Annotated in this window: 28 protein-coding genes; 7 read left to right on the top strand and 21 right to left on the bottom strand. The window is 69.3% G+C overall.

The features are described from left to right. On the top strand, nucleotides 1–201 hold a 201-nt coding region (locus Q5H91_RS15230; protein ID WP_305174299.1), incomplete at its 5' end, for a hypothetical protein. A 41-nt stretch (nucleotides 202–242) separates the two neighbouring features. Next, a complete protein-coding gene (locus Q5H91_RS15225; RefSeq protein WP_305174298.1) occupies nucleotides 243–521 on the top strand; it encodes a hypothetical protein in 279 nt (92 codons plus the stop codon). Between the two features lie 71 nt (nucleotides 522–592). Here the strand turns inward: Q5H91_RS15225 and Q5H91_RS15220 are convergent, their stop codons facing one another. From Q5H91_RS15220 to hisS, 4 genes are all read right to left on the bottom strand, one after another. After that, complete coding sequence (locus tag Q5H91_RS15220) at nucleotides 593–1,444, bottom strand: DUF4167 domain-containing protein (RefSeq protein WP_305174297.1); 852 nt, start codon at nucleotides 1,442–1,444, stop codon at nucleotides 593–595. 265 nt (nucleotides 1,445–1,709) lie between these two features. Next, nucleotides 1,710–2,531: a peptide chain release factor N(5)-glutamine methyltransferase gene (gene prmC / locus Q5H91_RS15215; protein WP_305174296.1), complete on the bottom strand. Its 822-nt coding sequence runs from the start codon at nucleotides 2,529–2,531 to the stop codon at nucleotides 1,710–1,712. A gap of 99 nt (nucleotides 2,532–2,630) precedes the next feature. Beyond that, nucleotides 2,631–3,713, bottom strand: coding sequence for a peptide chain release factor 1 (gene prfA, locus Q5H91_RS15210; protein WP_305174295.1), 1,083 nt, complete (start codon nucleotides 3,711–3,713; stop codon nucleotides 2,631–2,633). Further along, nucleotides 3,710–4,975, bottom strand: coding sequence for a histidine--tRNA ligase (gene hisS / locus Q5H91_RS15205; RefSeq protein WP_305174293.1), 1,266 nt, complete (start codon nucleotides 4,973–4,975; stop codon nucleotides 3,710–3,712). Before hisS ends, prfA begins: the two co-directional genes overlap by 4 nt. A 50-nt stretch (nucleotides 4,976–5,025) precedes the next feature. Here hisS and Q5H91_RS15200 point away from each other — a divergent pair, with 50 nt between their 5' ends. Then, nucleotides 5,026–5,673 (top strand): DUF1345 domain-containing protein, encoded by a 648-nt coding sequence (locus tag Q5H91_RS15200; RefSeq protein WP_305174292.1) that lies wholly within the window; start codon nucleotides 5,026–5,028, stop codon nucleotides 5,671–5,673. A 138-nt stretch (nucleotides 5,674–5,811) separates the two neighbouring features. Then, the gene (ppa, locus tag Q5H91_RS15195) at nucleotides 5,812–6,396 is read left to right on the top strand and encodes an inorganic diphosphatase (RefSeq protein ID WP_305174291.1); all 585 of its coding nucleotides are present in this window, start codon (nucleotides 5,812–5,814) and stop codon (nucleotides 6,394–6,396) included. A 1-nt stretch (nucleotide 6,397) separates the two neighbouring features. Here ppa and Q5H91_RS15190 read toward each other — a convergent pair whose 3' ends face one another. Genes Q5H91_RS15190 through ispG form a run of 5 tightly spaced genes read right to left on the bottom strand, consistent with a single transcriptional unit; the run spans nucleotide 6,398 to nucleotide 9,279 of the window. Beyond that, a complete protein-coding gene (locus tag Q5H91_RS15190; protein ID WP_305174290.1) occupies nucleotides 6,398–6,754 on the bottom strand; it encodes a TfoX/Sxy family protein in 357 nt (118 codons plus the stop codon). Then, the gene (locus Q5H91_RS15185) at nucleotides 6,751–7,227 is read right to left on the bottom strand and encodes a GNAT family N-acetyltransferase (RefSeq protein WP_305174289.1); all 477 of its coding nucleotides are present in this window, start codon (nucleotides 7,225–7,227) and stop codon (nucleotides 6,751–6,753) included. Before Q5H91_RS15185 ends, Q5H91_RS15190 begins: the two co-directional genes overlap by 4 nt. Next, nucleotides 7,227–7,511 carry an EamA family transporter gene (locus tag Q5H91_RS15180; protein WP_305174308.1) on the bottom strand — a complete coding sequence of 95 codons (285 nt, stop codon included), beginning with the start codon at nucleotides 7,509–7,511 and terminating at the stop codon, nucleotides 7,227–7,229. Before Q5H91_RS15180 ends, Q5H91_RS15185 begins: the two co-directional genes overlap by 1 nt. Continuing rightward, on the bottom strand, nucleotides 7,512–8,129 hold the full coding sequence (locus Q5H91_RS15175) for an EamA family transporter (RefSeq protein WP_305174288.1): 618 nt from the start codon (nucleotides 8,127–8,129) through the stop codon (nucleotides 7,512–7,514). A 28-nt stretch (nucleotides 8,130–8,157) separates the two neighbouring features. Next, entirely contained in the window at nucleotides 8,158–9,279 is a 1,122-nt protein-coding gene (gene ispG, locus Q5H91_RS15170) for a flavodoxin-dependent (E)-4-hydroxy-3-methylbut-2-enyl-diphosphate synthase (RefSeq protein ID WP_305174287.1), read from the bottom strand. Between the two features lie 99 nt (nucleotides 9,280–9,378). On the opposite strand from ispG, the gene Q5H91_RS15165 reads away from it, so the two are divergent. Together Q5H91_RS15165 and Q5H91_RS15160 are read left to right on the top strand one after the other, a co-directional pair. Further along, on the top strand, nucleotides 9,379–10,320 hold the full coding sequence (locus tag Q5H91_RS15165) for an isoaspartyl peptidase/L-asparaginase family protein (RefSeq protein WP_305174307.1): 942 nt from the start codon (nucleotides 9,379–9,381) through the stop codon (nucleotides 10,318–10,320). Then, nucleotides 10,317–11,174: a S1/P1 nuclease gene (locus Q5H91_RS15160; RefSeq protein WP_305174286.1), complete on the top strand. Its 858-nt coding sequence runs from the start codon at nucleotides 10,317–10,319 to the stop codon at nucleotides 11,172–11,174. The genes Q5H91_RS15165 and Q5H91_RS15160 overlap by 4 nt, the downstream gene beginning before the upstream one ends. A gap of 45 nt (nucleotides 11,175–11,219) precedes the next feature. On the opposite strand, the gene Q5H91_RS15155 is transcribed toward Q5H91_RS15160, so the two are convergent. The 9 genes from Q5H91_RS15155 to ybgC all read right to left on the bottom strand — a co-directional run bounded on the left by Q5H91_RS15155 (nucleotide 11,220) and on the right by ybgC (nucleotide 17,174). After that, nucleotides 11,220–11,465 carry a hypothetical protein gene (locus tag Q5H91_RS15155; RefSeq protein ID WP_305174285.1) on the bottom strand — a complete coding sequence of 82 codons (246 nt, stop codon included), beginning with the start codon at nucleotides 11,463–11,465 and terminating at the stop codon, nucleotides 11,220–11,222. Continuing rightward, nucleotides 11,455–11,667, bottom strand: coding sequence for a type II toxin-antitoxin system antitoxin (locus tag Q5H91_RS15150; protein WP_305174284.1), 213 nt, complete (start codon nucleotides 11,665–11,667; stop codon nucleotides 11,455–11,457). Before Q5H91_RS15150 ends, Q5H91_RS15155 begins: the two co-directional genes overlap by 11 nt. Next, a complete protein-coding gene (locus Q5H91_RS15145; RefSeq protein ID WP_305174283.1) occupies nucleotides 11,667–12,560 on the bottom strand; it encodes an SPFH domain-containing protein in 894 nt (297 codons plus the stop codon). Before Q5H91_RS15145 ends, Q5H91_RS15150 begins: the two co-directional genes overlap by 1 nt. A gap of 145 nt (nucleotides 12,561–12,705) precedes the next feature. Beyond that, a complete protein-coding gene (gene pal, locus Q5H91_RS15140) occupies nucleotides 12,706–13,227 on the bottom strand; it encodes a peptidoglycan-associated lipoprotein Pal (protein ID WP_305174282.1) in 522 nt (173 codons plus the stop codon). 32 nt (nucleotides 13,228–13,259) lie between these two features. Further along, on the bottom strand, nucleotides 13,260–14,639 hold the full coding sequence (gene tolB / locus Q5H91_RS15135) for a Tol-Pal system beta propeller repeat protein TolB (RefSeq protein WP_305174281.1): 1,380 nt from the start codon (nucleotides 14,637–14,639) through the stop codon (nucleotides 13,260–13,262). 1 nt (nucleotide 14,640) lies between these two features. Then, on the bottom strand, nucleotides 14,641–15,585 hold the full coding sequence (tolA, locus tag Q5H91_RS15130) for a cell envelope integrity protein TolA (RefSeq protein WP_305174280.1): 945 nt from the start codon (nucleotides 15,583–15,585) through the stop codon (nucleotides 14,641–14,643). Next, nucleotides 15,585–16,013, bottom strand: a complete 429-nt coding sequence (gene tolR / locus Q5H91_RS15125) for a protein TolR (RefSeq protein WP_305174279.1) — start codon at nucleotides 16,011–16,013, stop codon at nucleotides 15,585–15,587. The genes tolA and tolR overlap by 1 nt, the downstream gene beginning before the upstream one ends. 13 nt (nucleotides 16,014–16,026) lie before the next feature. Further along, nucleotides 16,027–16,719 carry a protein TolQ gene (tolQ, locus tag Q5H91_RS15120; protein WP_305174278.1) on the bottom strand — a complete coding sequence of 231 codons (693 nt, stop codon included), beginning with the start codon at nucleotides 16,717–16,719 and terminating at the stop codon, nucleotides 16,027–16,029. Then, nucleotides 16,716–17,174, bottom strand: coding sequence for a tol-pal system-associated acyl-CoA thioesterase (gene ybgC, locus Q5H91_RS15115; protein ID WP_305174277.1), 459 nt, complete (start codon nucleotides 17,172–17,174; stop codon nucleotides 16,716–16,718). Before ybgC ends, tolQ begins: the two co-directional genes overlap by 4 nt. Nucleotides 17,175–17,272: 98 nt before the next feature. Between ybgC and Q5H91_RS15110 the strand changes: the two genes are divergently transcribed. Then, complete coding sequence (locus Q5H91_RS15110; RefSeq protein WP_305174276.1) at nucleotides 17,273–17,674, top strand: VOC family protein; 402 nt, start codon at nucleotides 17,273–17,275, stop codon at nucleotides 17,672–17,674. Between the two features lie 147 nt (nucleotides 17,675–17,821). Here the strand turns inward: Q5H91_RS15110 and Q5H91_RS15105 are convergent, their stop codons facing one another. The 3 genes from Q5H91_RS15105 to Q5H91_RS15095 all read right to left on the bottom strand — a co-directional run bounded on the left by Q5H91_RS15105 (nucleotide 17,822) and on the right by Q5H91_RS15095 (nucleotide 21,217). Then, the gene (locus Q5H91_RS15105; RefSeq protein WP_305174275.1) at nucleotides 17,822–18,622 is read right to left on the bottom strand and encodes a hypothetical protein; all 801 of its coding nucleotides are present in this window, start codon (nucleotides 18,620–18,622) and stop codon (nucleotides 17,822–17,824) included. Between the two features lie 199 nt (nucleotides 18,623–18,821). Further along, on the bottom strand, nucleotides 18,822–19,808 hold the full coding sequence (locus tag Q5H91_RS15100) for an NAD(P)H-dependent flavin oxidoreductase (RefSeq protein ID WP_305174306.1): 987 nt from the start codon (nucleotides 19,806–19,808) through the stop codon (nucleotides 18,822–18,824). 137 nt (nucleotides 19,809–19,945) lie between these two features. Continuing rightward, nucleotides 19,946–21,217, bottom strand: coding sequence for an aspartate kinase (locus Q5H91_RS15095; protein ID WP_305174274.1), 1,272 nt, complete (start codon nucleotides 21,215–21,217; stop codon nucleotides 19,946–19,948). Between the last annotated feature and the right edge of the window lie 54 nt (nucleotides 21,218–21,271).

Raw genomic sequence — 21,271 nt, 5'->3', positions numbered from 1 at the left:
GCCCCCTCCTTCGAGAAGACCCGCGATCTGGTTTTCGGCGACCGCTGCAAGAACCATCCGGTCCATCGCTGCGGTGACACCCATCTAGGGGAGGCGTTCCGGTCCGTCAAACCCTTTTGTTGCAGAAAAACGAAAAAAGTTCCTGGCGGCGTTCTTGGCGCCCCTGCGCCCCTCCTGGGCGCCCTCGATGGCATGTCGTGACGGGGTTGAGGTTCGGCCCTGTGCCACGCATGGTCCCGCGCATGAACGAGCAACCCGGTGGATTGAACGACCCTAGCTATGCCGCCTTCGCATGGCGGCGCTTCCGCCTGATTCTCGCCTGGATGACCACCGCCGGAGCTGCCTGCTCCGCCGGGGTCATCATGGTGATGGCACATGTGCAAGGTCCGCTGCACCTCGTCACCATGTTGGCGGTGCTCGGCGGGGTCGGCGGGTCGGTGTCGCTGGCCGGCGCGCTGATGGGGCTGGCGTTCCTCAGCTCCGGCACGGGCCATGACGAGGATGTCGAGCGGCTGGACTGATCCTGAACGACGAGGGGCTGCCACCGTCCGACGGTAGCAGCCCCTCTGGCGAATTTAGCTGATCGTGAGAATCAGTCCGCAGCGACATCCGTCGCCGCGGCAGCGCGGGCGCGGCGGCGGCGGGGCTTGGGGGCATCGCCGTCGCCATCGGCATCGTTGGCTGGCATGGCGACGTTCAACGCCGGCGGCAGGCGATCCGCCTCGAAACCGTTCGACACCGATTCGCCGCCACCGTTCGAGACAGGCGCGTCGATGACCGGTGCGGCATCGCGCCGCGGGCGGCCACGCCGGCGCGGCGCCTGCTCGACACCCAGCGGCGCATCGGCGGCGATGACCTGCTCGGCCCGCTCGACCAGATCCTCGCCGGGGACGACGGGATCGGCACGATGCTGGCCCCCGACCTCGGCCTCGTTCTCGCGCTGGCGGGGGGCACGCTCCTCGCGCTCCCAGCGGCGCGGACGCTCGGCACCGTTCTGGCGCTCGCCCTGCGGCCGGTCGTTATACTGGCGCGGCTCGCGCGCCTCGCGCTGCGGACGGTCGTTGCGGGGGGCCTCGGCCTGCTCTCCGGAGCGGATCGGCTCGCCCTCGTCGCCAAACTCCTCGTCGCCGTCATTGTCGTCGAACTGCTGGCGGCGCGGCTGCTGCTCCTCGAAGCGACCGCGCTGGTCGCTCAGCACGCGGAAATAATGATCCGCGAACTGGAGATAATATTCGGTGTTGACGCGGTCGCCCTGACGCTGCGCGTCGGCGGCCAAGTTCTTGTACTTCTCGTACAGCTGGTTGGCGTTGCCGCGCGCGCGGCTGTCGATGCGGTTGCCGTTGTCGCCGCGTCCCTGCCCGCCCTGACGCGGGCCGTTGCCGCCATTGCCACCGTTGTTACCACCACGGCCGCGACGGCGCCCGGCCTGCCGATTGTTTATCAAGCTGATCGTCCCTTCCAGACATCCAACGGTATCATATGCGAAACGGGCTCCCGGCCACGACGGGCTCGCTACCCATCCAGCCTGCGCGACGGCGCGGCCGGAGCCACCGGAGCCGCCGAACAGCGACGACATCGGGTTTACGGGTGCGGGTCGCGGCCGGACGGCATGTCCAAATACATTCCGTCGATGTCGCGTGCCCCGGTCCTTCCATAGCGACCGCAGGCCTTGCCCTACAAGCAAAATATGGGAGCCGGGCCACCCGCCTTCAAGCGCCGCCGCGCGCCACGGCGAGCACGACGCGCGGATTGCCGCCCAGGTCATGGTGGAGGCGGGTGGCGAATCCCTGTTCCGCCAGCAACGCACCGACGGCATCCGCCTGATCGAAGCCGATCTCCAGCAGCACGGCTCCGGTCGGCGCGACGCAGGCACGGAGCATGGCGGCGAGCCGGCGATAGTCGTCCAGACCCTCCGGCCCGGCGAACAGCGCGGCCGCCGGTTCGAAGCCGGCGACCTCCGGCGGCAGGGTAGCGCCGGTGGCGATATAGGGCGGGTTCGCGACCACCAGGTCGAAGCGTCCGGCGACCGCCGTCGCCCAGTCACCCTGTACCAGCATGGCACGCCCCCCCGCGATCGTGGCATTCCGCCGGGCATAGCCGAGCGCCGCCGCCGACCGGTCGACGCCAATGCCCCGCACGTCGGGCCAGATGTCGAGGAGCGTCAGCAGCAGCGTGCCGGGACCGGTACCGAGATCGAGGATGGTAGTGGGCGGGCGATCCGCGAAATGTGCGATGGCCGCCTCGATCAGCGTCTCGCTGTCGGCGCGGGGGATCAGCGCACCGGGACCGACCGCTAGGTCGAGCGTCCAGAAGCCGCGGGAGCCGGTGATATAGGCGACCGGCTCGTGTGCGGCGCGGCGCTCGACCAGTGCGGCGAATGCCGCAGGAACGGCGCGGTCAAGGTCGAGCAGCAGGACCGAGCGCTCGATGCCGAGCGCGTGGGCCAGGAGGAGTTCGGCATCGAGGCGCGGGGTTGCGGAGAAGCCGAAACGGGCGGTGGCAACGGCCAGCGCCTGGCGGGCGGTGGTCATGGCGTGGTGGCGCGGCGGCGAAGTCGCGGCGTTGGTCGGGGGCTCTGCCCCCGCCGGCCGGGCTTGGCCGGGTCCTGTCGCGGCGCGCGACAGGCCGGCCTACGCCGCATCCAAACTCGCCAGGCGTTCGGCCTCGTCCTCCGCGATCAGTGCGCCGAGCAGTTCGTCCATCTCACCCGCCACGATTTCCGGCAGGCGATGCAGGGTCAGGTTGATGCGATGGTCGGTCACCCGCCCCTGCGGGAAGTTGTAGGTGCGAATCCGCTCCGACCGGTCGCCCGAGCCGACCATCGCGCGCCGCGTGCCCGATCGCTCCGCCGCGAGCCGCTCGCGCTCCGCCTCGTACAACCGGGTACGCAGCACCTTCAGCGCCTTGGCCTTGTTCTTGTGCTGCGACTTCTCGTCCTGCTGGATCACCACCAGCCCGGTCGGCAGATGGGTGATCCTGACCGCGCTATCGGTCGTGTTGACCGACTGGCCACCCGGCCCGGACGAGCGATAGACGTCGATGCGCAGGTCGCGTGCCTCGTCGATCTGGACGTCGACCTCCTCCGCCTCGGGCAGCACTGCGACCGTCGCGGCGGAAGTGTGGATGCGCCCGCCGCTCTCGGTCGCGGGCACGCGCTGCACGCGGTGGACGCCGCTCTCAAACTTTAGCCGGGCGAACACCCCCTGCCCCGTCACGCTGGCGACGACTTCCTTGTAGCCGCCCGCATCGGAGGCGCTGGCCGAGATCAGCTCGACCCGCCAGCCCTGCCGCTCGGCATAGCGCTGGTACATGCGGAACAGGTCGCCGGCGAACAGCGCCGCCTCGTCGCCGCCGGTGCCGGCGCGAATCTCCAGCATCGCTGCGCGCTCGTCCGCCGCGTCGCGCGGAAGGAGGGCAAGGGCGAGGCGGTGGTGCGCCGTCTCCAGCGCCTGCTTGTTGTCGCGCAGCTCGTCGACAGCCATCGCACGCAGCTCGTCATCCTCGGAATCCTCGGCCATATAGGCCAGGCTGTCGGCCTCCTGCCGCAGCCGCCGCACCTCGCCCGCCGCCTGTGCGACCGGCTCCAGCTCGGCATATTCCTTCGACACCGCGACGAAGCGGTCGCCCGGCAGGTCGCCGGTCGCCATCAGCGCCGCAAGCTCGTCGCGCCGTGCCTCGATCTGGGCGATTCGGTCGGGGGAGATGGGGGTCACAGAGGTGCCGCCCCCTCGCCTTCCATGCGGCCGAGCATTGGCCCGATCACATCACGAACATATTCGTCGCGGTCATACCGATTACTGAGCTGCTGTAGGTAGAAAACTTCGCTTCCATCTCGGACGAATAGCACACCGTCAAGATAGCGCTTTTTTGCCGCTTCAACCTGCTTCTTGGCACTGCCTCGAAAAGACCGGTCAATAACAATGCCACCCTCACGCAGAACTCTGGAAACACGAATTGCGACGCGCTCCAAGTCTGGTTGGTCAGCCACGACTGCGATCTTGATGGGACCCGGCGCTACGTCGTGCAAAAGCATCGCCAGCCGCTCGACACCCGCCGCCCAGCCGACCCCGGCCGTCGCCGGCCCGCCGAGCGACTCGATCAGCCCGTCGTAGCGTCCGCCCGCCAGCACCGTTCCCTGCGCGCCCAGCCGGTCGGTCACGAACTCGAACGCGGTGTGACGGTAGTAATCCAGCCCGCGCACCAGCCGCGGGTTGCGCGTCCACGCCACCCCGGCCGCGTCCAGCCCCGCCGTCACCGCGTCGAAGAACACCCGCGCCTCCGGAGTCAGGAACGCGTCGATGTCGGGCGCCGAGTCCGCCGTCGGCCGGTCGCGCGGGTCCTTCGAATCGAGAATGCGCAGCGGGTTCTTGGCCAGCCTTGTCAGACTGTCCTCGGACAGCTCGGCGCGGTGTGCCTCGAAATGGTCGACCAGCGCCTGCCGCCAGGCATCGCGCGTTTCCGCATCGCCCAGCGTGTTCAGCTGGAGGGTCACGCCCTCTATCCCTAGCTCCCGCAGCAGCTGGTCGGCGAGCACCAGCAGCTCGACATCCGCGGCGGGTTCGGGCGCGCCGATCACCTCGGCGTCGATCTGGTGGAACTGGCGATAGCGCCCCTTTTGCGGGCGCTCGTAGCGAAACACGGGGCCGCTCGTCGCCAGCTTCAGCGGCGCATATTGCTGCCACCCTTCCGTCAGATAGGCGCGCGCCAGGCCCGCGGTGAACTCCGGCCGCAGCGTCAGGCTGTCGCCGCCACGATCGGGAAAGGTGTACATCTCTTTCGACACGACGTCGGTTGTCTCGCCGATCGAGCGGGCGAAGACCTCGGTCGCCTCGAACACGGGCACGTCGACCCGCTGGAAGCAGTAGAGCGCCCTCACCCGCTCGAACGTGGCGAGGACGTGGGCGAAGCGCCGCTGCTCGTCGCCGAAGATATCCTGCGTGCCGCGCACGCGCTTGGGGGTTTCGATCCGGGCCATAAACGCGCGCTATCTAGGCGGAACCTTGCCCACGCGCTAGCACCCCGCCGATGACGACACGCAGATGGTGGGGACTGGGCCAGCGGGTAGCGCCGCCACGATTTGTCCTGTTCGTGCTGGTACTGGCCGCGGCACTGCCTGCGACGATCGCGTGGCTGGGGCGCGGGCGCGGTATCATGATCGCGTTCGACCTCGCCGCACTGGTCTTCCTGACCTCGCTCGCCACGCTTCTGTCGCACGGTGAGCCGGCACGGATGCGGCGGGCGGCGCGCGACAACGACGCCAACCGCGCGGTGCTGCTGGGATTCGCCGGCATCACCATGGCGGTGATCCTGATCGCGGTCGCCGGCGAGCTGAAGGGGCGGAATGACGGGCTGACGATCGCGCTCGTGATCGCGACGCTGGTCCTCGCCTGGCTGTTCTCGAACACCGTCTACGCGCTCCACTATGCCCATCTATGGTATTCGGAGGCGGATGGGCGCGACGCGGGCGGGCTCGACTTTCCGGGGGGTGATCCGACACCGGATTACTGGGACTTCCTGTATTTCAGCTTCACGCTGGGCATGACCTTCCAGACATCCGACGTCACGATCGGGTCGTCGCGGATCAGGCGTGTCGTGCTGGGCCACACGCTGGTCGCCTTCATCTTCAACCTGGGCGTGCTGGCGTTTACCGTGAACGTCATCGGCGGCAGCTGATCCGGGCGAACCGGGACAGGGCGCGTCAACTCGCCAATCGACTAAGCGCCGGCACCGCGCTAGGCGCCGCGCACGGTAACGACACCGCAAGGCTCCGCCGCTAGACGCCGGACCGAGCAAGAAAGCACAGGGAACCCAATGCGTATCGACCTGATCCCGGTGGGCAAGAACGCGCCCGACGACCTGAACGTCATCATCGAGGTGCCGACCGGCGGCGAGCCGGTGAAGTATGAGTTCGACAAGGCCAGCGGTGCCCTGTTCGTCGATCGTATCCTCCACACGCCGATGCGCTACCCTGCCAATTACGGTTTCGTGCCGCACACCCTGTCGCCGGACGGCGATCCGCTCGACGCGCTGGTGATCGCGCGCTCGCCCTTCATTCCCGGCTGCGTCGTCCGCGCCCGCCCGATCGCGGTGCTGAACCTGGAGGATGAGGCCGGCGGCGACGAGAAGCTGGTCTGCGTGCCCGTCGACGCGGTCTTCCCCTATTACTCCAATGTCGGCGGCCGCGCCGATGTGCCCGAGATCGTGTTCGAGCAGATCGAGCACTTCTTCACCCACTACAAGGACTTGGAGAAGAAGAAGTGGGTCCGCGTCGGCAAATGGGGCGACGCCGACGAGGCGCGCCGCATCACGCTGGAGGCGATCGACCGTTACGAGCAGGCCAAGGCGCAGGGCGAGGATCCGCACGACGCCGACGACATCGCCGGCCGCACGGAGTGATTTACCGGCGCCGGGCAGCCTTTTTGGCGGCTGCCCGGCGCCCGGCCTCCAGCGCCAGCGAGGCCCATTCGCGAAACGCATCCTCGTCGTCGTGGCACGCGTCGGGCGCACGGCGATAGTTCATCGTCGCAACCGTTCCGTCCTTGCGCGGGTAGGTGAAGCGCTCCGCCCCAGCCGCGTCCCACGCCGCATCGGTTTCCCGATCCGCCTTGAACCACAGCGCGTCGAGCGCGACGATCGCATAGGCGACGCCGTCGCAGTACAGGGTGGCGCCGCCCATCATCCGGTGAAACGATGGCGATCCCAGCGGCGTCACCGCCTCGGCGGCCCACTCGACCAGGCCCAGGTCCAGGCTCATCGCGCGGCTAGCCGGTGGAGGGCGGCCCCCGACACACGCTGCACCGTCCATTCCTCCTGCCCGACCGCACCCATCGCGCGGTAGAAGGCGATGGCGTCGGCATTCCAGTCGAGCACCGACCATTCGAACCGCGCGCATCCCCGATCGACCGCGATGCCGGCCAGATGCCGCAGCAGGGCGGTGCCCACGCCTGCCCCGCGGGCGGCGGGGGTGACGTACAGGTCCTCCAGATAAACGCCGCGCCGCCCGGTCCAGGTAGAGAAATTGTGGAAGAACAAGGCGAAGCCGACCGGCTCCCCTTCCCGCTCGGCGATCACCGCTTCGGCCGCGGGAGACGCACCGAACAGCGCCTCGGCGAGCATCGGCGCGGTCGCGGTGACCGCGTCGGGCTCGCGCTCGAATGCTGCGAGATCGCGGACGAAGCCTAGGATGGTGGCGACGTCGGCGGGGGTGGCCGGGCGGATCAGGATCATCACGGCACCTCGGGCTGAGCGACAGCCGCAGGGCGGCGGCGCGCCGAATACAGACACGCGGTCACGATCACCATCGTGCCGGCCACCGTCCATGGCGACAGCCGCTCCCCGAACACCATCCAGCCGAGCAGCGCCGCATAGACGAATGACGTATATTCACTCGCCGCGAGATAGCCGGTGTCGGCATGGGCATAGGCCCAGGCGAGCAGCGAGAGCGATCCGGTCGCCAGCGCCGCCGCGATCACCAGCTTCGGCCAGGCATTTGCTGGCGGAGGGACTGCCAGCTACGGCGCGGCGACGGCCAGGACCGCTACGACCACCGCCGACTGGAAAAAGGCGATCTCGGCCGGCCGCGCCGCCTGCGACTGGACCCGCGCGATGACGAGGTTGACGGCGTAGAGCAGCGCGGAGACGAGGATCGCGATCGAACCCAGCCACGCCTCTGCCGCCAGCGTCAGGCGCGCGTTGCCGGACAATATGACCAGTACCCCCAGCAGCGCGACGACCGAGGCGCCGGCGACGCGCGGCCCGACCCGCTCGCCCAGCACGATCGCGGCCAGCAGCAGCGCCAGGATCGGGGCGATGAAGGTCAGGCTGATCGCCTGTGCCATCGGCACGCGTGCCAGCCCCCAGAAGAACAGCGTCGCCATTGTCGCGGTCACGACTCCGCGCGCGAGGTGGAGCCGCAGCGCCCGTGCGCCCGGTCGCTGCCCGCCACCGATCCGCCACGCGGCGCCAGCCATGATCGTCGCGAGCCCCGTTCGCCACAACAGCGCATTGTAGACACCGATGCCGAGCACCAGCGACTTCATGAACGCGTCCATGATCGAGAACAGCCCGATCCCCGCCGCCGCGACGGCGAACGCCACCGCAGGCGATACGGTGCGCGCGGGGGAGGTCACCGGGCCGGAGAGAAAAGGCAGGCGGCGACTATGCCGCCACCGCGCGCGCGGCGTCCGCGGCCTCGATCTCGGCGGCCTTGGCCTCGACCAGCCGGACGATGTGGTCGATCATCCCTTCGTCCTGGACATGGTGGTCGGTGACGCCGGACAGGTACACCATGTGCTTGCCGTTGCCGCCGCCGGTCACGCCGATATCGGTCTCGCGCGCCTCGCCGGGACCGTTCACGACGCAGCCCAGCACCGACAGCGACATCGGCGTGCGGATATGGGTCAGCCGCTCCTCCAGCGCCTGTACGGTGCGGATCACGTCGAAGCCCTGGCGCGCGCAGCTGGGGCAGGACACCACGCGGACGCCGCGGTTGCGGATACCCAGCGCCTTCAGGATCTCGAACCCGACGCGCACCTCTTCCTCGGGCTCGGCCGACAGGGAGACGCGGATGGTGTCGCCGATGCCGTACCAGAGCAGGCTGCCCATCCCGATCGCGCTCTTGACCGTGCCGCCGACGAAGCCGCCCGCCTCGGTAATGCCCAGGTGCAGCGGGCAGTCGACCTGTTCGGCCAGCTGCTGATAGGCGGCGACCGCGAGGAACAGGTCCGACGCCTTCACCGCGACCTTGTATTCGTGGAAGTCGTGATCCTGGAGCAGCTTGATGTGATCGAGCGCCGACTCGACCAGCGCGTCCGGGCACGGCTCGCCATATTTCTCCAGCAGGTGCTTCTCCAGCGACCCGCCGTTCACGCCGATGCGGATCGCGCAGCCATTGGCCTTGGCGGCGCGCACCACCTCGGCCACGCGCTGCGACGAGCCGATATTGCCGGGATTGATCCGCAGGCACGCCGCCCCCGCGTCCGCCGCCTCCAGCGCGCGCTTGTAGTGGAAGTGGATGTCGGCGACGATCGGCACCCGAGCGGCACGGACGATCTTGCCCAGCGCAGCGGTGCTTTCCACGTCCGGGCACGACACGCGGATGATGTCGACGCCGGCATCCTCGCAGCGGCGGATCTGGTCGATCGTCGCGACGGGATCGCTGGTCGGCGTGTTGGTCATCGTCTGGACGGTGACCGGCGCATCGCCGCCGACGGGCACGTTGCCGACCATGATCTGGCGGCAGGGACGGCGCACGATGTCGCGCCAGGGCCTGATAGACATGGCCTCCCTATACGCGTTCCGCATGACGACAGGAAGACCGTGGCGAGCGGCGTCCGATCTGCTAGGCGGCGCGCCTATCCAATGACTTGGCGGACCATGATGACCGACGCCCCCTCGCCCACCCGCTGGACGCTGATGCTGCACGGCGGTGCCGGGCGGATCACGCCCGACACGCTGACCGACGCCGCCCAGGCCGGTGCGCGTGCCGCCCTGCATAGCGCGCTGGACGCAGGCGCGGCGGTCCTCGCCGCCGATGGCAGCGCGCTGGACGCGGTCGGGGCGGCGATCCGGGTGCTGGAGGACGATCCCCACTTCAATGCCGGTCGCGGCGCGGCGCTCGGCCATGACGGCCGGATCGAGCTGGACGCCGCGATCATGGACGGGCGCGACCGGCGCGCGGGCGCGGTCGCCGGGGTGATCCGGACGCGCAACCCCATCTCGCTCGCCCGCGCGGTGATGGAGCACAGCCCCCATGTCCTGCTCGCCGGGGCCGGTGCGGACGGCTTTGCCGAGACGCACGGACTGGAACAGGTCGCGCCCGACTGGTTCGAGGTTCCCGAGCGGCGGGCGCAGCTGGAATCGATGCTGGCCGATGGCGGCGACGCGTTCGATGTCGACATGAAGTTCGGCACGGTCGGCGCGGTCGCCAGCGACACCGCCGGCCATGTCGCCGCCGCCACCTCGACGGGCGGGGTCACCGGCAAGCGCTGGGGCAGGATCGGCGATTCGCCGGTGATCGGCGCGGGCACCTGGGCCGACGATCGCGGCTGCGCCTTCTCGGCCACCGGCTCCGGCGAGTTCTTCATCCGCGCCGCCGCCGGTCACGCAGTCGACGCGCGCGTCCGCCATCTGGGCGAGGATATCGGCACCGCCGCCGCAGCCGTCCTCGCCGAGATCCGCGCGATGGGCGGCACCGGCGGCGTCATCGTCGCCGCGCCGGACGGGGCGGCGGCATGGCGCTTCACCACTCCCGGCATGTACCGGGCGATGGCCACCGCCGACGGCGAGCGAATCGTCGCGATCTTCGGAGACGAGGCATGAGCATCTTTCGCGCGCTGCTGGCGCTGGTCGCGGCGATGCTGGTCGCCAGTCCCGCCGCCGCCTTCTGGGAATATGGCCACGAGACGGTCGCGGCCATCGCCTGGGACAATATCAAGCCCGCGACCCGCACCGCGATCCGCCATATCCTTGCCGCCGAGAAGACGCTCAATACCCCGACCTGCCCGGCGCGCACCATCGAGCAGGCGAGCGTCTGGCCCGATTGCGTCAAGCCGCTGAAGGACGCCGAGGGCAAGAGCCGCTTCGGCTATGCGTATAGCTGGCACTATCAGAACGTGAACATCTGCGAGCCGTTCGACCTTGTCCCTGCCTGTAAGGATGGCGACTGCGTGTCGACCCAGATCGACCGCCAGCGCGCGATCCTCGCCGACCGCCACGCAACCCCCAGGGCGCGGGTCATGGCGCTGGCGTTCCTCGTCCATTTTGTCGGCGACCTGCACCAGCCGCTCCATGCCGGGGACAAGGGCGACAAGGGCGGCAACGAGGCCAAGGCCGATTACGGCATCTACGCGCCCGCGCGGATGAACCTCCACTCGATCTGGGACGGGCTGCTGGCGGAACGCGCCATATCCACCCCTCCGCCATTGGTGAAGCGCTATCCCCTCGCCACCCGCCGCCGGCTGGCCGCCGGCACCACCACGGACTGGAGCCGTGAGAGCTGGCAGGCGGCGCGCACCGCCTATGCCACCGCGATGCATGGCGACCCGTGCCAGCCGACCCCCGCGCGGCTGAAGCTGACCGACGCCGATGTCGCGCAGCTGGTGCCGCTGCTGCGCGGCGAGGTGGTCAAGGGCGGACTGCGGCTGGCGCGGCTGCTCGACTCGGCGCTGGGTTAGTCACGAAGGTCGAAACCGCGTCGACCAGCGCCAATGCGGCCATCATCATCGGTCCTTCTCGCCCCAGCGCCACGCCAGTCCGCCACGCGTGTGATGCGCCGCCAGCACGAGATATCCGGCGGTCACGATCGCGATCAGCGCCCCGCGCAGCACATCCGGCCGCAGCGGCGCGTTGGCGAGAGTCAGGACGATGGCGAGATAGAGGATCGTGGCCAGCCAGCCGCGCCAGTTCGCCGGCCGGAATCCGAAACCGAATCGCTTCGGTACGAACCACGCATCGTCATCCCGCATCGTCGCTCTCCTTTGCCGGCCGACCCCGCTTTACCGGCGCCGGCGCGTCCAGCTTCACGCCCCGCCGGGCCAGCGCCTCGCGCAGCAGGCATTCCACCTGCGCGTTGATGCTGCGCAGGTCGCCCGCGGCCGACCGCTCGATCGCGGCATGGAGCGCCGGATCGAGGCGGAGTGGGAAGGACTTGCGCGGCGGGGCGGCCATTACTGATAGAGCGACCCGGCATTGACGACCGGCTGGGTGTCGCGCTCGCCGCACAGCACGACCATCAGGTTCGACACCATCGCCGCACGCCGCTCGTCGTCCAGTTCGACGACATTCTTGGCCGACAGCTGCGCCAGCGCCATCTCGACCATCCCCACCGCACCCTCGACCAGCGTCTGCCGCGCGGCAACGACCGCCTGGGCCTGCTGGCGCCGCAGCATCGCGCCGGCGATCTCCGACGCATAGGCGAGATGGGTGAAGCCGCACTCGTCGACGGTGATGCCGGCAACCGACAGGCGCGCGATCAGTTCGGCGCGCAGCTCGCCGCCGACCTGGTCGTGATTGCCGCGCAGCGTCACCTCCTGATGCTCGTAATCGTCATAGGGATAGCGCGAGCCGATCGTCCGTACCGCCGCCTCGATCTGCACGTTCACGAAGGCGCGGTAGTCGTCGACGTCGAACAGCGCCTGCGCCGTGTCGGTCACGCGCCAGACGACCTGCGCCGCCATCTCGATCGGATTGCCGCGCAGGTCGTTGACCTTGATCCGCTCGGAAATGACGTTGTTGGAGCGGACCGAGATCACCCGGCGGATCAGCCAAGGCAGTACCCAGCGCAGGCCCGAGGCCCGGTCGGTGCCGCGATAGGCGCCGAACAGCGTGATCGCCGCCGCCTGATTGGGCTGGAGCATGTAGAAGCCGCATGCGATGAACACCGCCGCGGTCACCAGCACGATCGGGATCAGCGACAGGATCGGTGGCCAGAGGTCGTTCGCCAGCTGGAACACCGAGAATATGGCGCCCACCACCAGGAGAGCGAGCAATCCGAGCATCGCCAGCCCGCTGGCGGTCGAGGCCGGCGTCTCGCGAGAGGCGGTTAGGTTGGAAATCGTCATCCCTGCAGCTCCCCTTTATTATGATATCACTTTAATATCTAATATCGGAATTGGCAAGAGCCTGCCGCACAGCAGAACGGCCGACCGGGAGGATCCCGGCCGGCCGTTCGTCGATCCGCGAGGGACCGCCCGCCAGTTCAGGGCGTCAGTTCAGAACGATGGTCACCGCGCGGCGGTTCTGCGCCCAGGCCTGCTCGTCGGAGCCGGTCGCGGCAGGACGCTCGCTGCCATAGCTGATCGTGGTGATCCGCGCCGGGGCAATGCCCTTTGCCGCGAGATAGTTCTTGGCGGCATTGGCGCGGCGATCGCCCAGGCCGAGATTGTACTCGCGCGTGCCGCGCTCGTCGCAATGCCCCTCGATAGTGATGCGGACGTTGGGATAGCGGACCAGCCACTGCGCCTGGCTGTCGAGGATCGCACGCGCGGCCGGATCGATGTCGTACTGGTCAAGCCCGAACAGCACGGTGTTCGACGTCACCGAGCGCTGGAAATCGGCGGCCGAACCCGGCGTCACCTCCCCGGTGGCGGGGCCGGTCGGGCCGGTCGGCGTCTCGGTCGCGGGCGTCTCCACCGGCGCGGGCGGCAGCACCTCGGGCCGCTTCTTGGCGCAGGCGGCGATCGCCAGGCCGCAGGCGGCAACGAGAAGCGTGGTCTTCAGCTTGGCCATACAATGTCTCCCTTCATGTAATGGTCGTCGAATCAAGGACGTAGCGGACCCCAGGCAGGATCGGAACCGCTGAGCGGGGTGGGTACGCGGCGCTCGTTGACGCCGGTCAGGTCGACCACCCACAGCGTAGCCGTGCCGCCGGCACCCCGACCGGAGCGATAGAAGGTGATGGCGCGGCCGTTGGGCGACCAGCTCGGCCCCTCGTCCGACCAGTCGTCGGTCAGCAGTTTCTCGCCGCCGCCCGATGGCGACATGATGCCGATCCGGAAATTGCCGGCCAGCTTGGTAAAGGCGATCAGGTCGCCGCGCGGGCTCCACACCGGGGTGGCGTAGCGCCCGCCGCCAAAGCTGATCCGCTGCTGGTTCGATCCATCGGCGTTCATGACATAGATCTGCTGGCCGCCCGAGCGGTCGCTCTCGAACACGATCTTCGACCCGTCGGGCGAGTAGCTGCCGCCGGTGTCGATGCCGGGCGAGGTGGTCAGCCGCTGCGGCGTGCCGCCCTGGCTCGACACCCGGTAGATGTCGGTATTGCCGTTGGTCGCCATCGAGAACAGGATCCACTGCCCGTTCGGCGAGAAGCGCGGCGCGAAGGTGGTGGCGACATTCTGCGCCACCAGTCGCTGCCGCCCCGAACCGATATCGTAGACATAAATGGACGGGATGCGGCCCGCATAGCTCATATAGACGATCGACTGCTGGTTCGGCGCGAAACGCGGGGTCAGCACGATCGCCTGACCGTTGGTCAGGAAGCGGTGATTTGCGCCGTCCTGGTCCATGATCGCGAGGCGCTTGATCCGCTTCGCCTTCGGTCCCGTTTCGGAGACATAGACAATGCGGCTGTCGAAATACGGCCCCTCGCCGGTCAGGCGCGAATAGACGGTGTCGGCGCATTTGTGCGCGGCGCGGCGCCAGTCGGCGGGCGGCACGACGAAGCCCTGCTTCACCAGCTCGCGCTGCGCCGACACGTCGAACAGGTAGCAGCCGACCGTCAGCGTCCCATCGCCATTGGCGCGGATATAGCCCTGGACCAGCGCCTGCGCCTGGGTCGAGCGCCAATAGTCGAACGACGGTGCGGTCACTTCCGGAAAGGCGACCGCGCGCAACTGGGCCGGCGCCAATGGGGTGAACAGGCCCGAGCCGCGCAGGTCGTTGGCGATGATCTCCGAGAGTTGGCGCCCCAGCGTGTCGGTCGATCCGGCGGGCGTGTTCACGACCGCAGCAGTCGGCATCACGGGGATCGCAATCGGCGTCGGCGCGCTGATGCCGCCCTCGACATCGACGACCAGGCCGCCGTCGCCCTGCCCTTGCGCTTGTCCCTGCGGTGCGGGAGCCGGCGCGGGCTGCTGTGCGGTCGCGGCAGCGGTCGAGGCGAGGAGCGCGAAGGCGAGCGAGAGGCGGAACATGGGCATCCTATCCTGGCAGCTTGTAGCGGAGCGTGAAACTGCTCCAGCCATTCTGAACGTCGTAAAGCTCTTCGGGAAGCCCGCGCAGCGGCGAGCATCCAACAAAGGTGGCGATGGCGAGGTCGTCGACCCGCGCGACATAGCGCTCGTTGTCGCCGTCGACGCCGCTGTGCCCGACGACGCGCGGGCGCGCCGCGAGGCTGCCGTCGCGATTGAGCTTCAGGTTGATCGCGACGCGGATGCGCTCGGCGCCCGGACCGGGGGTGACCTGCCGATTGGCGCAGGGTTGGACCTGGCGCAGGATCGCTGAGCCGATATCCGCGGCAGCCTGCGCGCCCATCTTCGCGGCCGGCGCCGCCTCGGTCCGGCTCGGCGTGTCGCGGTCGCTCAGCCCTTTGAGGAAATCGTCGCCCAGCCGCGAGCCGCGCGGGCGCGACGCCGTTGCGGTCGGCGACTTGCCGCTGCCCTTCGTCGCCGCCGGCCTGGCGGGCGCGGTCTGGGCAGGCTTTGCCGGCGCGGCCTTGGGCGCTGGCTTGGTGGGCGCGGGCTTCGGTTCGGCCGCGGGCGTCGGCCGTGGCTGCGGCTTGGGCTTAGGTGCGGGGACCGGCGCCGGTGCGGGCCGGGCGGCGCGCGGCGCCGGTTCGGGGCGGGGCTGCGGCGGCGCGGGGGCGGGTTGCGGCGCCGGCTCTGGCGCAGGCTCCGGCGGCGCGGGTTCGGGCGCGGCGGCATCCTCCGGCGCGCCCTGTTCCGGCGCCACCGAGGGCGCGGCCTCCGCAGTGGGATTGGGCGACGCCTGTTCCAGCGCGACATCCTCCGCCAGCGACACCTCGATCGGCTTGGCGGTCAGCTGCTCGGGATTCGGGGTAGCGAGGAAGCCGACCGAGAGCAGGCCGAAGAGCACGACGTGCCCCGCGACCGCTGCTCCCAGCGCGATCTTCTCGCCCCGCTCCATCAGTTGCTCTCGACGGTCAGCAGCGCGACGCGGTTCAGCCCGGCGCGGTTCAGCTCGCCCATCACCCGCATCACCCGGCCATAATCGAGCGCGCGGTCGGCACGCAGATAGACCTGCGGCGGCTGCTCCGCCGTGCCGCCGGCGCGCAGCGCCTCCAGCTTCGCGGGCAGCGCCGCCTCGGTCACCTCGTCCTCGCCCAGGAACAGTTTGCCCTGGCGGTCGATCGACAGCTGGATCGGCTTCTGGTCCTGATCGAGCGCCTTGGCACGCGCGTCGGGCAGGTTCACCGGCACGCCCGCGGTCAAGAGCGGCGCCGTCACCATGAAGATGATGAGCAGCACCAGCATCACGTCGACCAGCGGCGTGACGTTGATCTCCGCCATCGGCGCGCGGCGGCCGCGGCGGTGGGAGGGCAGGTTCATCGCCATCGCGGAGCCTCCCTCAGCGCTCGTCGTCGAGCTGGCGCGACAGGGTGGTGTGGAACCCGTCGGCGAAGCGGTTCAACCCCGCCTCGACCTTGTTCACGCCGTGGCTGAAGCGGTTGTAGGCGATCACCGCCGGGATCGCCGCGAACAGGCCGATCGCGGTCGCGAACAGCGCCTCGGCGATGCCCGGCGCGACCACCGCCAGCGACGAGTTCTGCGCCTGCGCGATGCTGGTGAAACTGCGCATGATGCCCCAGACGGTGCCGAACAGCCCGACGAACGGCGCGACCGAGCCGACTGTCGCCAGGATGTTGAGCCGATCGGACAGCGTCTCCACCTCCAGCGCGACGGCGGCGCCCATCGACGTCGCCAGCCGCTCGCGCGTGCCGTCGCGGTCGATCGACTTGCCTGCGGTCGAGCGACGCCATTCCTGCACGCCCGCCGCGAAGACGCGGGCGGACGGCAGGTCGCTGTCGGCCTTGGCGCGGTGGAACGCGTCGATATCGTCGGTCTTCCAGAACTCGCGCTCAAACTTGGCCATCTCCTTGCGGGTGCGGCGGACCCGGGCGGAGAAGGACAGGATGATCGCCCAGGTCCAGATGCTGGCCAGCACCAGCCCGAGCATGACGAGCTTCACCACCCAGTCCGCCTGCAGGAACAGCGCGACGGGCGACAGCGTCGCCGATTCCATGTTGAACACCGGATTCATTCGTGGGCCCCCTGCCACAGCAAGCGCTGGTAGATGTCCGTCCAGGCGCGCGGCTGGCGCCGCGGCCGTCCCGCAGGCGTCACCAGGGCGGCGACGACGCGGGCGTCGGTAAGCACAAGCGCGTCGCGCCTGACTGTCTGATGAATGACCACGCGCGCCGGTCCGACTTCGACGACGCGCGACGCGACGAGCAGCGCGTCGTCGAGGCGTGCCGGCGCGCGGTAGCGGATCTGGAGGTCGGCGACGACATAGGCCCCCTCCCCCGCCTCGTGCACGGCGCGCTGGTCGATCCCGGCCTGGCGCAGCATCGTCGAGCGGGCGCGCTCCATGTAGCGCAGGTAATTGGCGTGATAGACGACGCCCGACAGGTCGGTGTCCTCGAAATAGACGCGGACCGGAAAGCGGTGCTCCCGGTCGACGAAGCGTCCCTCGCTCGGCTGATCCACGGCCGTCATGACAGCTCCGTTAACCGGTTAATCCGACTGAAGGAACCCGGTTGGCGTCGATCCCTGCGCGGCGTAGCATCATGGCCAGGGCAACAGGGGAGAATGCGATGACCGAGCGGCCGACCACGGGGGTGACCCCGTTCCTGACGATCCGCCAGCGACGCGGGATGGAGGCGCTCGACTTCTACCAGCGCGCGTTCGGCGCGACGGTGACCGAGCGCAACGTCGCCGAGGACGGGCAGCGGCTGATGCAGGCCGGCCTGCGCATCAACGGCGGCTGGCTGATGCTGTCGGACGAGTTTCCGGAATGGATGGGCCATGACGAGCCGCCGCCGCAGGGTGTGACGATCCACCTGCAGGTCGACGATGCCGACCGTTGGGCCGATCGCGCGGTGCGGGCCGGCGCGACGCTGACCATGCCGGTCGGCGAGCAGTTCTGGGGCGATCGCTACGGCCAGGTCGTCGACCCGTTCGGGCACCGCTGGTCGATCGGCTCGCCGATCCGCTAGGGTGTGATCCAGCCGGTCTGAAGCATTCCCCTGCAACCGGTGAAAGCAGGACCAGCCCGAGATGACAGCGGAAGAGGTGCCAGCGAGGGACCATCGCCGAAGTCCCGCGAAGATCCCTCAGCCGGCTGGTTCAACCGTGATCGCGGATCAGGGCTCGCCCGCTCCGGCGCGGACCGGCACGATCGCCGGCGGCGCAGCGAGCGGCGTGACGACCGCGACTGCCTGTCCCGGCGCCGGCGAGACGACGGCAGCCTGGACCGCGCCGGGCGTGGTGGGGACCGCCGCAGCGATCTGGGCACGGGCGCGGCGGGTACGCCACGCCTCGCGCGCGCCGATATAGGCATCGAACTCGCCGAAGAACGCGATCATCGGCGCCTCCAGCCGCGGCAGCGCCTGCGCCGCAAAGGCCGCGAAGGCTGCCGGCTGCACCGTGGCGGACTCGCGCAGTACCAGGAGAGCGGTGCCGCAGAACTTCGCCTGCACCGGCGGCAGTGCCCAGAAGTTGTAGAGCTTGGTCATCGCGTCATCGTGCCGCGCCTGCCACGCACTGCCATAGCGCGCCTTGTAGCGGGCGCCCATCGCGGTGGAGGCGCTGGCCAGCAGGTCCTTGTCCGCGGTCAGGAGCGCGTTGTAGCCGTTGACCATCTCCGGCCCGTCCGCTCCGCGACAGCCAAGCGCCGCGACGTTCAGCGCGACGCGGACATGCCAGATCATCTCCTCGGGCGACAGATTGCGATTCGGGGTGGCATAGCCCGCGGCATCGCGGGCCGGCGGCACGAAGTTGGGCGACCCGCCGGCCGGCATCACCGGCTCCGCATCCTCAACGAACGCGACGGCCGGGACGATGCCTGCCGCCGGCGACGTTTCCTGAGCGGCGGCGGTCGCAGACACCGTTCCCGCGAGCAGCGATGCGGCGGTCCCCACCGCCAGCACGAACCCGTACCCCATGTTCAACCCCCTGAATTACGGCCCGATTTGTGAGAACCAGTTGTCCGCTATTCCCCTCTACCGCGCCTTACCGAACAGCGTTCATCCGCCGTTCACCTAGATTAGGCGCGCGGATCGACGCCGCGTCAAGCCGACGTGCGGCATCACCGGTGAGGCAAATTGCCGCACCGGTCTCAACATTCAGCGATTGCAGGGAATTTCAGGCGGCGCGCTTGTCCAGCGCCGCGGCGGCCTCGGCCATCAGTTCGGCGATGATCGCGGTCACCGGCTCCTCGCGCGTGACCATGCCGACCGACTGGCCGGCCATCACCGAGCCATGCTCGACATCGCCGTCGATCACCGCACGGCGCAGCGCGCCGGCCCAGTAATGCTCGATCTGCAACTGCGCCTCGGCCATGGCGACGCCGCCCTCGTCGAGCGCCTGGGCGACCTCGCGCTGCTTGGCGGTGAACAGTTCGCCGCCAGCGTTCTTCAGTGCACGCACCGGGATGACCGGCAGGCGCGGGTCGATCTGGACGCTCGCCACCGCGTCGCGGGCCGAGGCGCGGATGAACGCCTTTTTGAAATTGGCGTGCGCGATCGACTCGGTCGCACAGACGAAGCGGGTGCCGAGCTGGACCCCCGCTGCCCCCATGTCGAGATAGCCGGCGATCGCCTCACCCCGGCCGATGCCGCCAGCGACGAACACCGGCACCTGATCGGCGACCTCGGGCAGGATCTCCTGCGCCAGCACGCTGGTGGATACCGGGCCGATATGGCCGCCTGCCTCCATCCCCTCGACCACCAGCGCGTCGACGCCCGAGCGAATCAGCTTCTTTGCCAGCGATAGCGCCGGGGCGAAGCAGATCACCTTCGCCCCCGTCGCCTTGATCGCCTCCAGCGACCCCTTGGGCGGCAGTCCGCCGGCGAGCACGACATGGCCGACGCCGTGGCGCCCGCACACCGCGATCAGGTCCATCAGGTCGGGATGCATGGTGATGAGGTTGACGCCGAACGGCTTGGTCGTCAGCGCCTTCGTCGCGGCGATCTCGCGGTCGAGCAGGTCCACCGTCATCGCCCCGCACGCGATCACCCCGAAGCCGCCGGCATTCGAGATGGCGGCTACCAGATTGCGCTCGCTGACCCACGACATCGCCCCGCCCAGGATCGCGACCTCGCTGCCCAGGAACGCGGCGCCCCGCGCCATCCGGCGGGTCAGGCGCTCGGCGCCGACGGAGACGCCGACAGAGACAGGGGCGCGATCGGCGGCGAGAGTATCGGTCATCGCGGGTGCCTAGCGCGAGTGGGCGGGCGGCGGCAAGCTCTCGCCTCCCGCCGCCGCGATCAGGCAGCGACCTCCGCGTCCAGCCCATAGGCCGTATGCAGCACGCGCACCGCCAATTCGGTATAATCCTCCTCGATCAGCACGCTGACCTTGATCTCCGAGGTGGTGATCGCCTGGATGTTGATGCCGCGCTCACCCAATGTCGTGAACATCGTCGAGGCGACGCCGGCATGGCTGCGCATGCCGACACCCACGACCGAGATCTTGGCGACGCGGGTGTCGTGGACCAGCTTCTCGTACCCGATCGTCGCCTTGGCCTGGCCCAGCACGTCCAGGCTGCGCGGCAGGTCCGCGGCGGGAACGGTAAAGGTCACGTCGGTCGATCCGGTCGAATGGGCGACGTTCTGGACGATCATGTCGACATTGATGCCGGCATCGGCCAACGGCGCGAAGATGCTGGCGACCGCGCCGGGCTTGTCGGGGACCGAGGCCAGCGTGATCTTCGCCTCGTTCTTGTCATGCGCGATGCCGGTGATGAGCTGGCGTTCCACGTCGGCAATCTCCTCCCAAAGTTCGTTTTCGCCCACGATCATCGTGCCGGGCAGCGTGTCGGCCATCGGGGCGTCCTCGCCGGTGAACGACGACAGCACCTGAACGCGGACCTGTTCCTTCATCGCCAGCCCGACCGAGCGGGTCTGGAGCACCTTGGCCCCGACCGAGGCCAGTTCCAGCATCTCTTCATACGTCACGCGCGCCAGCTTGCGCGCGCGCGGCACGATGCGGGGATCGGTGGTGTAGACGCCGTCCACGTCGGTGTAGATGTCGCAGCGTTCCGCCTTCATCGCCGCCGCCACCGCCACTGCCGAGGTGTCGGACCCGCCGCGGCCCAGCGTGGTGATGCGATCACCGTCCGCCACGCCCTGAAAGCCGGGGATCACCGCGACCTCGCCGCGCATCAGGCTCTCGTCGAGCGCGGCCGTGTCGATCGTGCCGATCCGCGCGCGGCTGAACGCGTCGGAGGTATGGATCGGCAGCTGCCAGCCGAGCCACGACCGCGCCGGCACGCCGATCGCCTGCAGCGCGATCGCCAGCAGCCCGCTGGTCACCTGCTCGCCGCTGGACACCACCACGTCATATTCACGCGGATCGTAGAGCGACGACGCCTCGCGGCAGAACCCGACCAGCCGGTCGGTCTCCCCCGCCATCGCCGAGACGACGACGGCAACCTGATTGCCCGCCTCCACCTCGCGCTTGACGCGCGCGGCGACCGCGCGAATGCGCTCGATCCCGGCCATGGAGGTGCCGCCGAACTTCATCACGATGCGCGCCATGGACGGGTCGATTGCCTCCTTGGGGAAAAGTGGCGGTCCTGATAGGTAGCCGCC

The organism is Sphingomonas aurea, assembly GCF_030678875.1.
Classification (GTDB): domain Bacteria; phylum Pseudomonadota; class Alphaproteobacteria; order Sphingomonadales; family Sphingomonadaceae; genus Sphingomonas; species Sphingomonas aurea.
Note: the sequence above shows the minus strand (reverse complement) of the source record. Positions and strands in the feature narration are given on the sequence as shown.

Excerpts from the sequence above, each read along its gene's own strand:
- prmC (WP_305174296.1), bottom strand. The coding sequence starts at position 2,531 with ATGACCACCGCCCGCCAGGCGCTGGCCGTTGCCACCGCCCGTTTCGGC.
- Q5H91_RS15155 (WP_305174285.1), bottom strand. The coding sequence starts at position 11,465 with ATGCGGGATGACGATGCGTGGTTCGTACCGAAGCGATTCGGTTTCGGA.
- ybgC (WP_305174277.1), bottom strand. The coding sequence starts at position 17,174 with ATGACGGCCGTGGATCAGCCGAGCGAGGGACGCTTCGTCGACCGGGAG.
- Q5H91_RS15150 (WP_305174284.1), bottom strand. The coding sequence starts at position 11,667 with ATGGCCGCCCCGCCGCGCAAGTCCTTCCCACTCCGCCTCGATCCGGCG.
- ispG (WP_305174287.1), bottom strand. The coding sequence starts at position 9,279 with ATGTCTATCAGGCCCTGGCGCGACATCGTGCGCCGTCCCTGCCGCCAG.
- tolA (WP_305174280.1), bottom strand. The coding sequence starts at position 15,585 with ATGGAGCGGGGCGAGAAGATCGCGCTGGGAGCAGCGGTCGCGGGGCAC.
- tolQ (WP_305174278.1), bottom strand. The coding sequence starts at position 16,719 with ATGAATCCGGTGTTCAACATGGAATCGGCGACGCTGTCGCCCGTCGCG.
- Q5H91_RS15100 (WP_305174306.1), bottom strand. The coding sequence starts at position 19,808 with ATGGCGCGGGGCGCCGCGTTCCTGGGCAGCGAGGTCGCGATCCTGGGC.
- Q5H91_RS15105 (WP_305174275.1), bottom strand. The coding sequence starts at position 18,622 with ATGGGGTACGGGTTCGTGCTGGCGGTGGGGACCGCCGCATCGCTGCTC.
- Q5H91_RS15190 (WP_305174290.1), bottom strand. The coding sequence starts at position 6,754 with ATGAGCCTGGACCTGGGCCTGGTCGAGTGGGCCGCCGAGGCGGTGACG.
- tolR (WP_305174279.1), bottom strand. The coding sequence starts at position 16,013 with ATGGCGATGAACCTGCCCTCCCACCGCCGCGGCCGCCGCGCGCCGATG.
- Q5H91_RS15110 (WP_305174276.1), top strand. The coding sequence starts at position 17,273 with ATGACCGAGCGGCCGACCACGGGGGTGACCCCGTTCCTGACGATCCGC.
- Q5H91_RS15185 (WP_305174289.1), bottom strand. The coding sequence starts at position 7,227 with ATGATCCTGATCCGCCCGGCCACCCCCGCCGACGTCGCCACCATCCTA.
- Q5H91_RS15095 (WP_305174274.1), bottom strand. The coding sequence starts at position 21,217 with ATGGCGCGCATCGTGATGAAGTTCGGCGGCACCTCCATGGCCGGGATC.
- Q5H91_RS15160 (WP_305174286.1), top strand. The coding sequence starts at position 10,317 with ATGAGCATCTTTCGCGCGCTGCTGGCGCTGGTCGCGGCGATGCTGGTC.
- ppa (WP_305174291.1), top strand. The coding sequence starts at position 5,812 with ATGCGTATCGACCTGATCCCGGTGGGCAAGAACGCGCCCGACGACCTG.
- Q5H91_RS15165 (WP_305174307.1), top strand. The coding sequence starts at position 9,379 with ATGACCGACGCCCCCTCGCCCACCCGCTGGACGCTGATGCTGCACGGC.
- pal (WP_305174282.1), bottom strand. The coding sequence starts at position 13,227 with ATGGCCAAGCTGAAGACCACGCTTCTCGTTGCCGCCTGCGGCCTGGCG.
- Q5H91_RS15145 (WP_305174283.1), bottom strand. The coding sequence starts at position 12,560 with ATGACGATTTCCAACCTAACCGCCTCTCGCGAGACGCCGGCCTCGACC.
- hisS (WP_305174293.1), bottom strand. The coding sequence starts at position 4,975 with ATGGCCCGGATCGAAACCCCCAAGCGCGTGCGCGGCACGCAGGATATC.
- tolB (WP_305174281.1), bottom strand. The coding sequence starts at position 14,639 with ATGCCCATGTTCCGCCTCTCGCTCGCCTTCGCGCTCCTCGCCTCGACC.
- Q5H91_RS15225 (WP_305174298.1), top strand. The coding sequence starts at position 243 with ATGAACGAGCAACCCGGTGGATTGAACGACCCTAGCTATGCCGCCTTC.
- Q5H91_RS15200 (WP_305174292.1), top strand. The coding sequence starts at position 5,026 with ATGACGACACGCAGATGGTGGGGACTGGGCCAGCGGGTAGCGCCGCCA.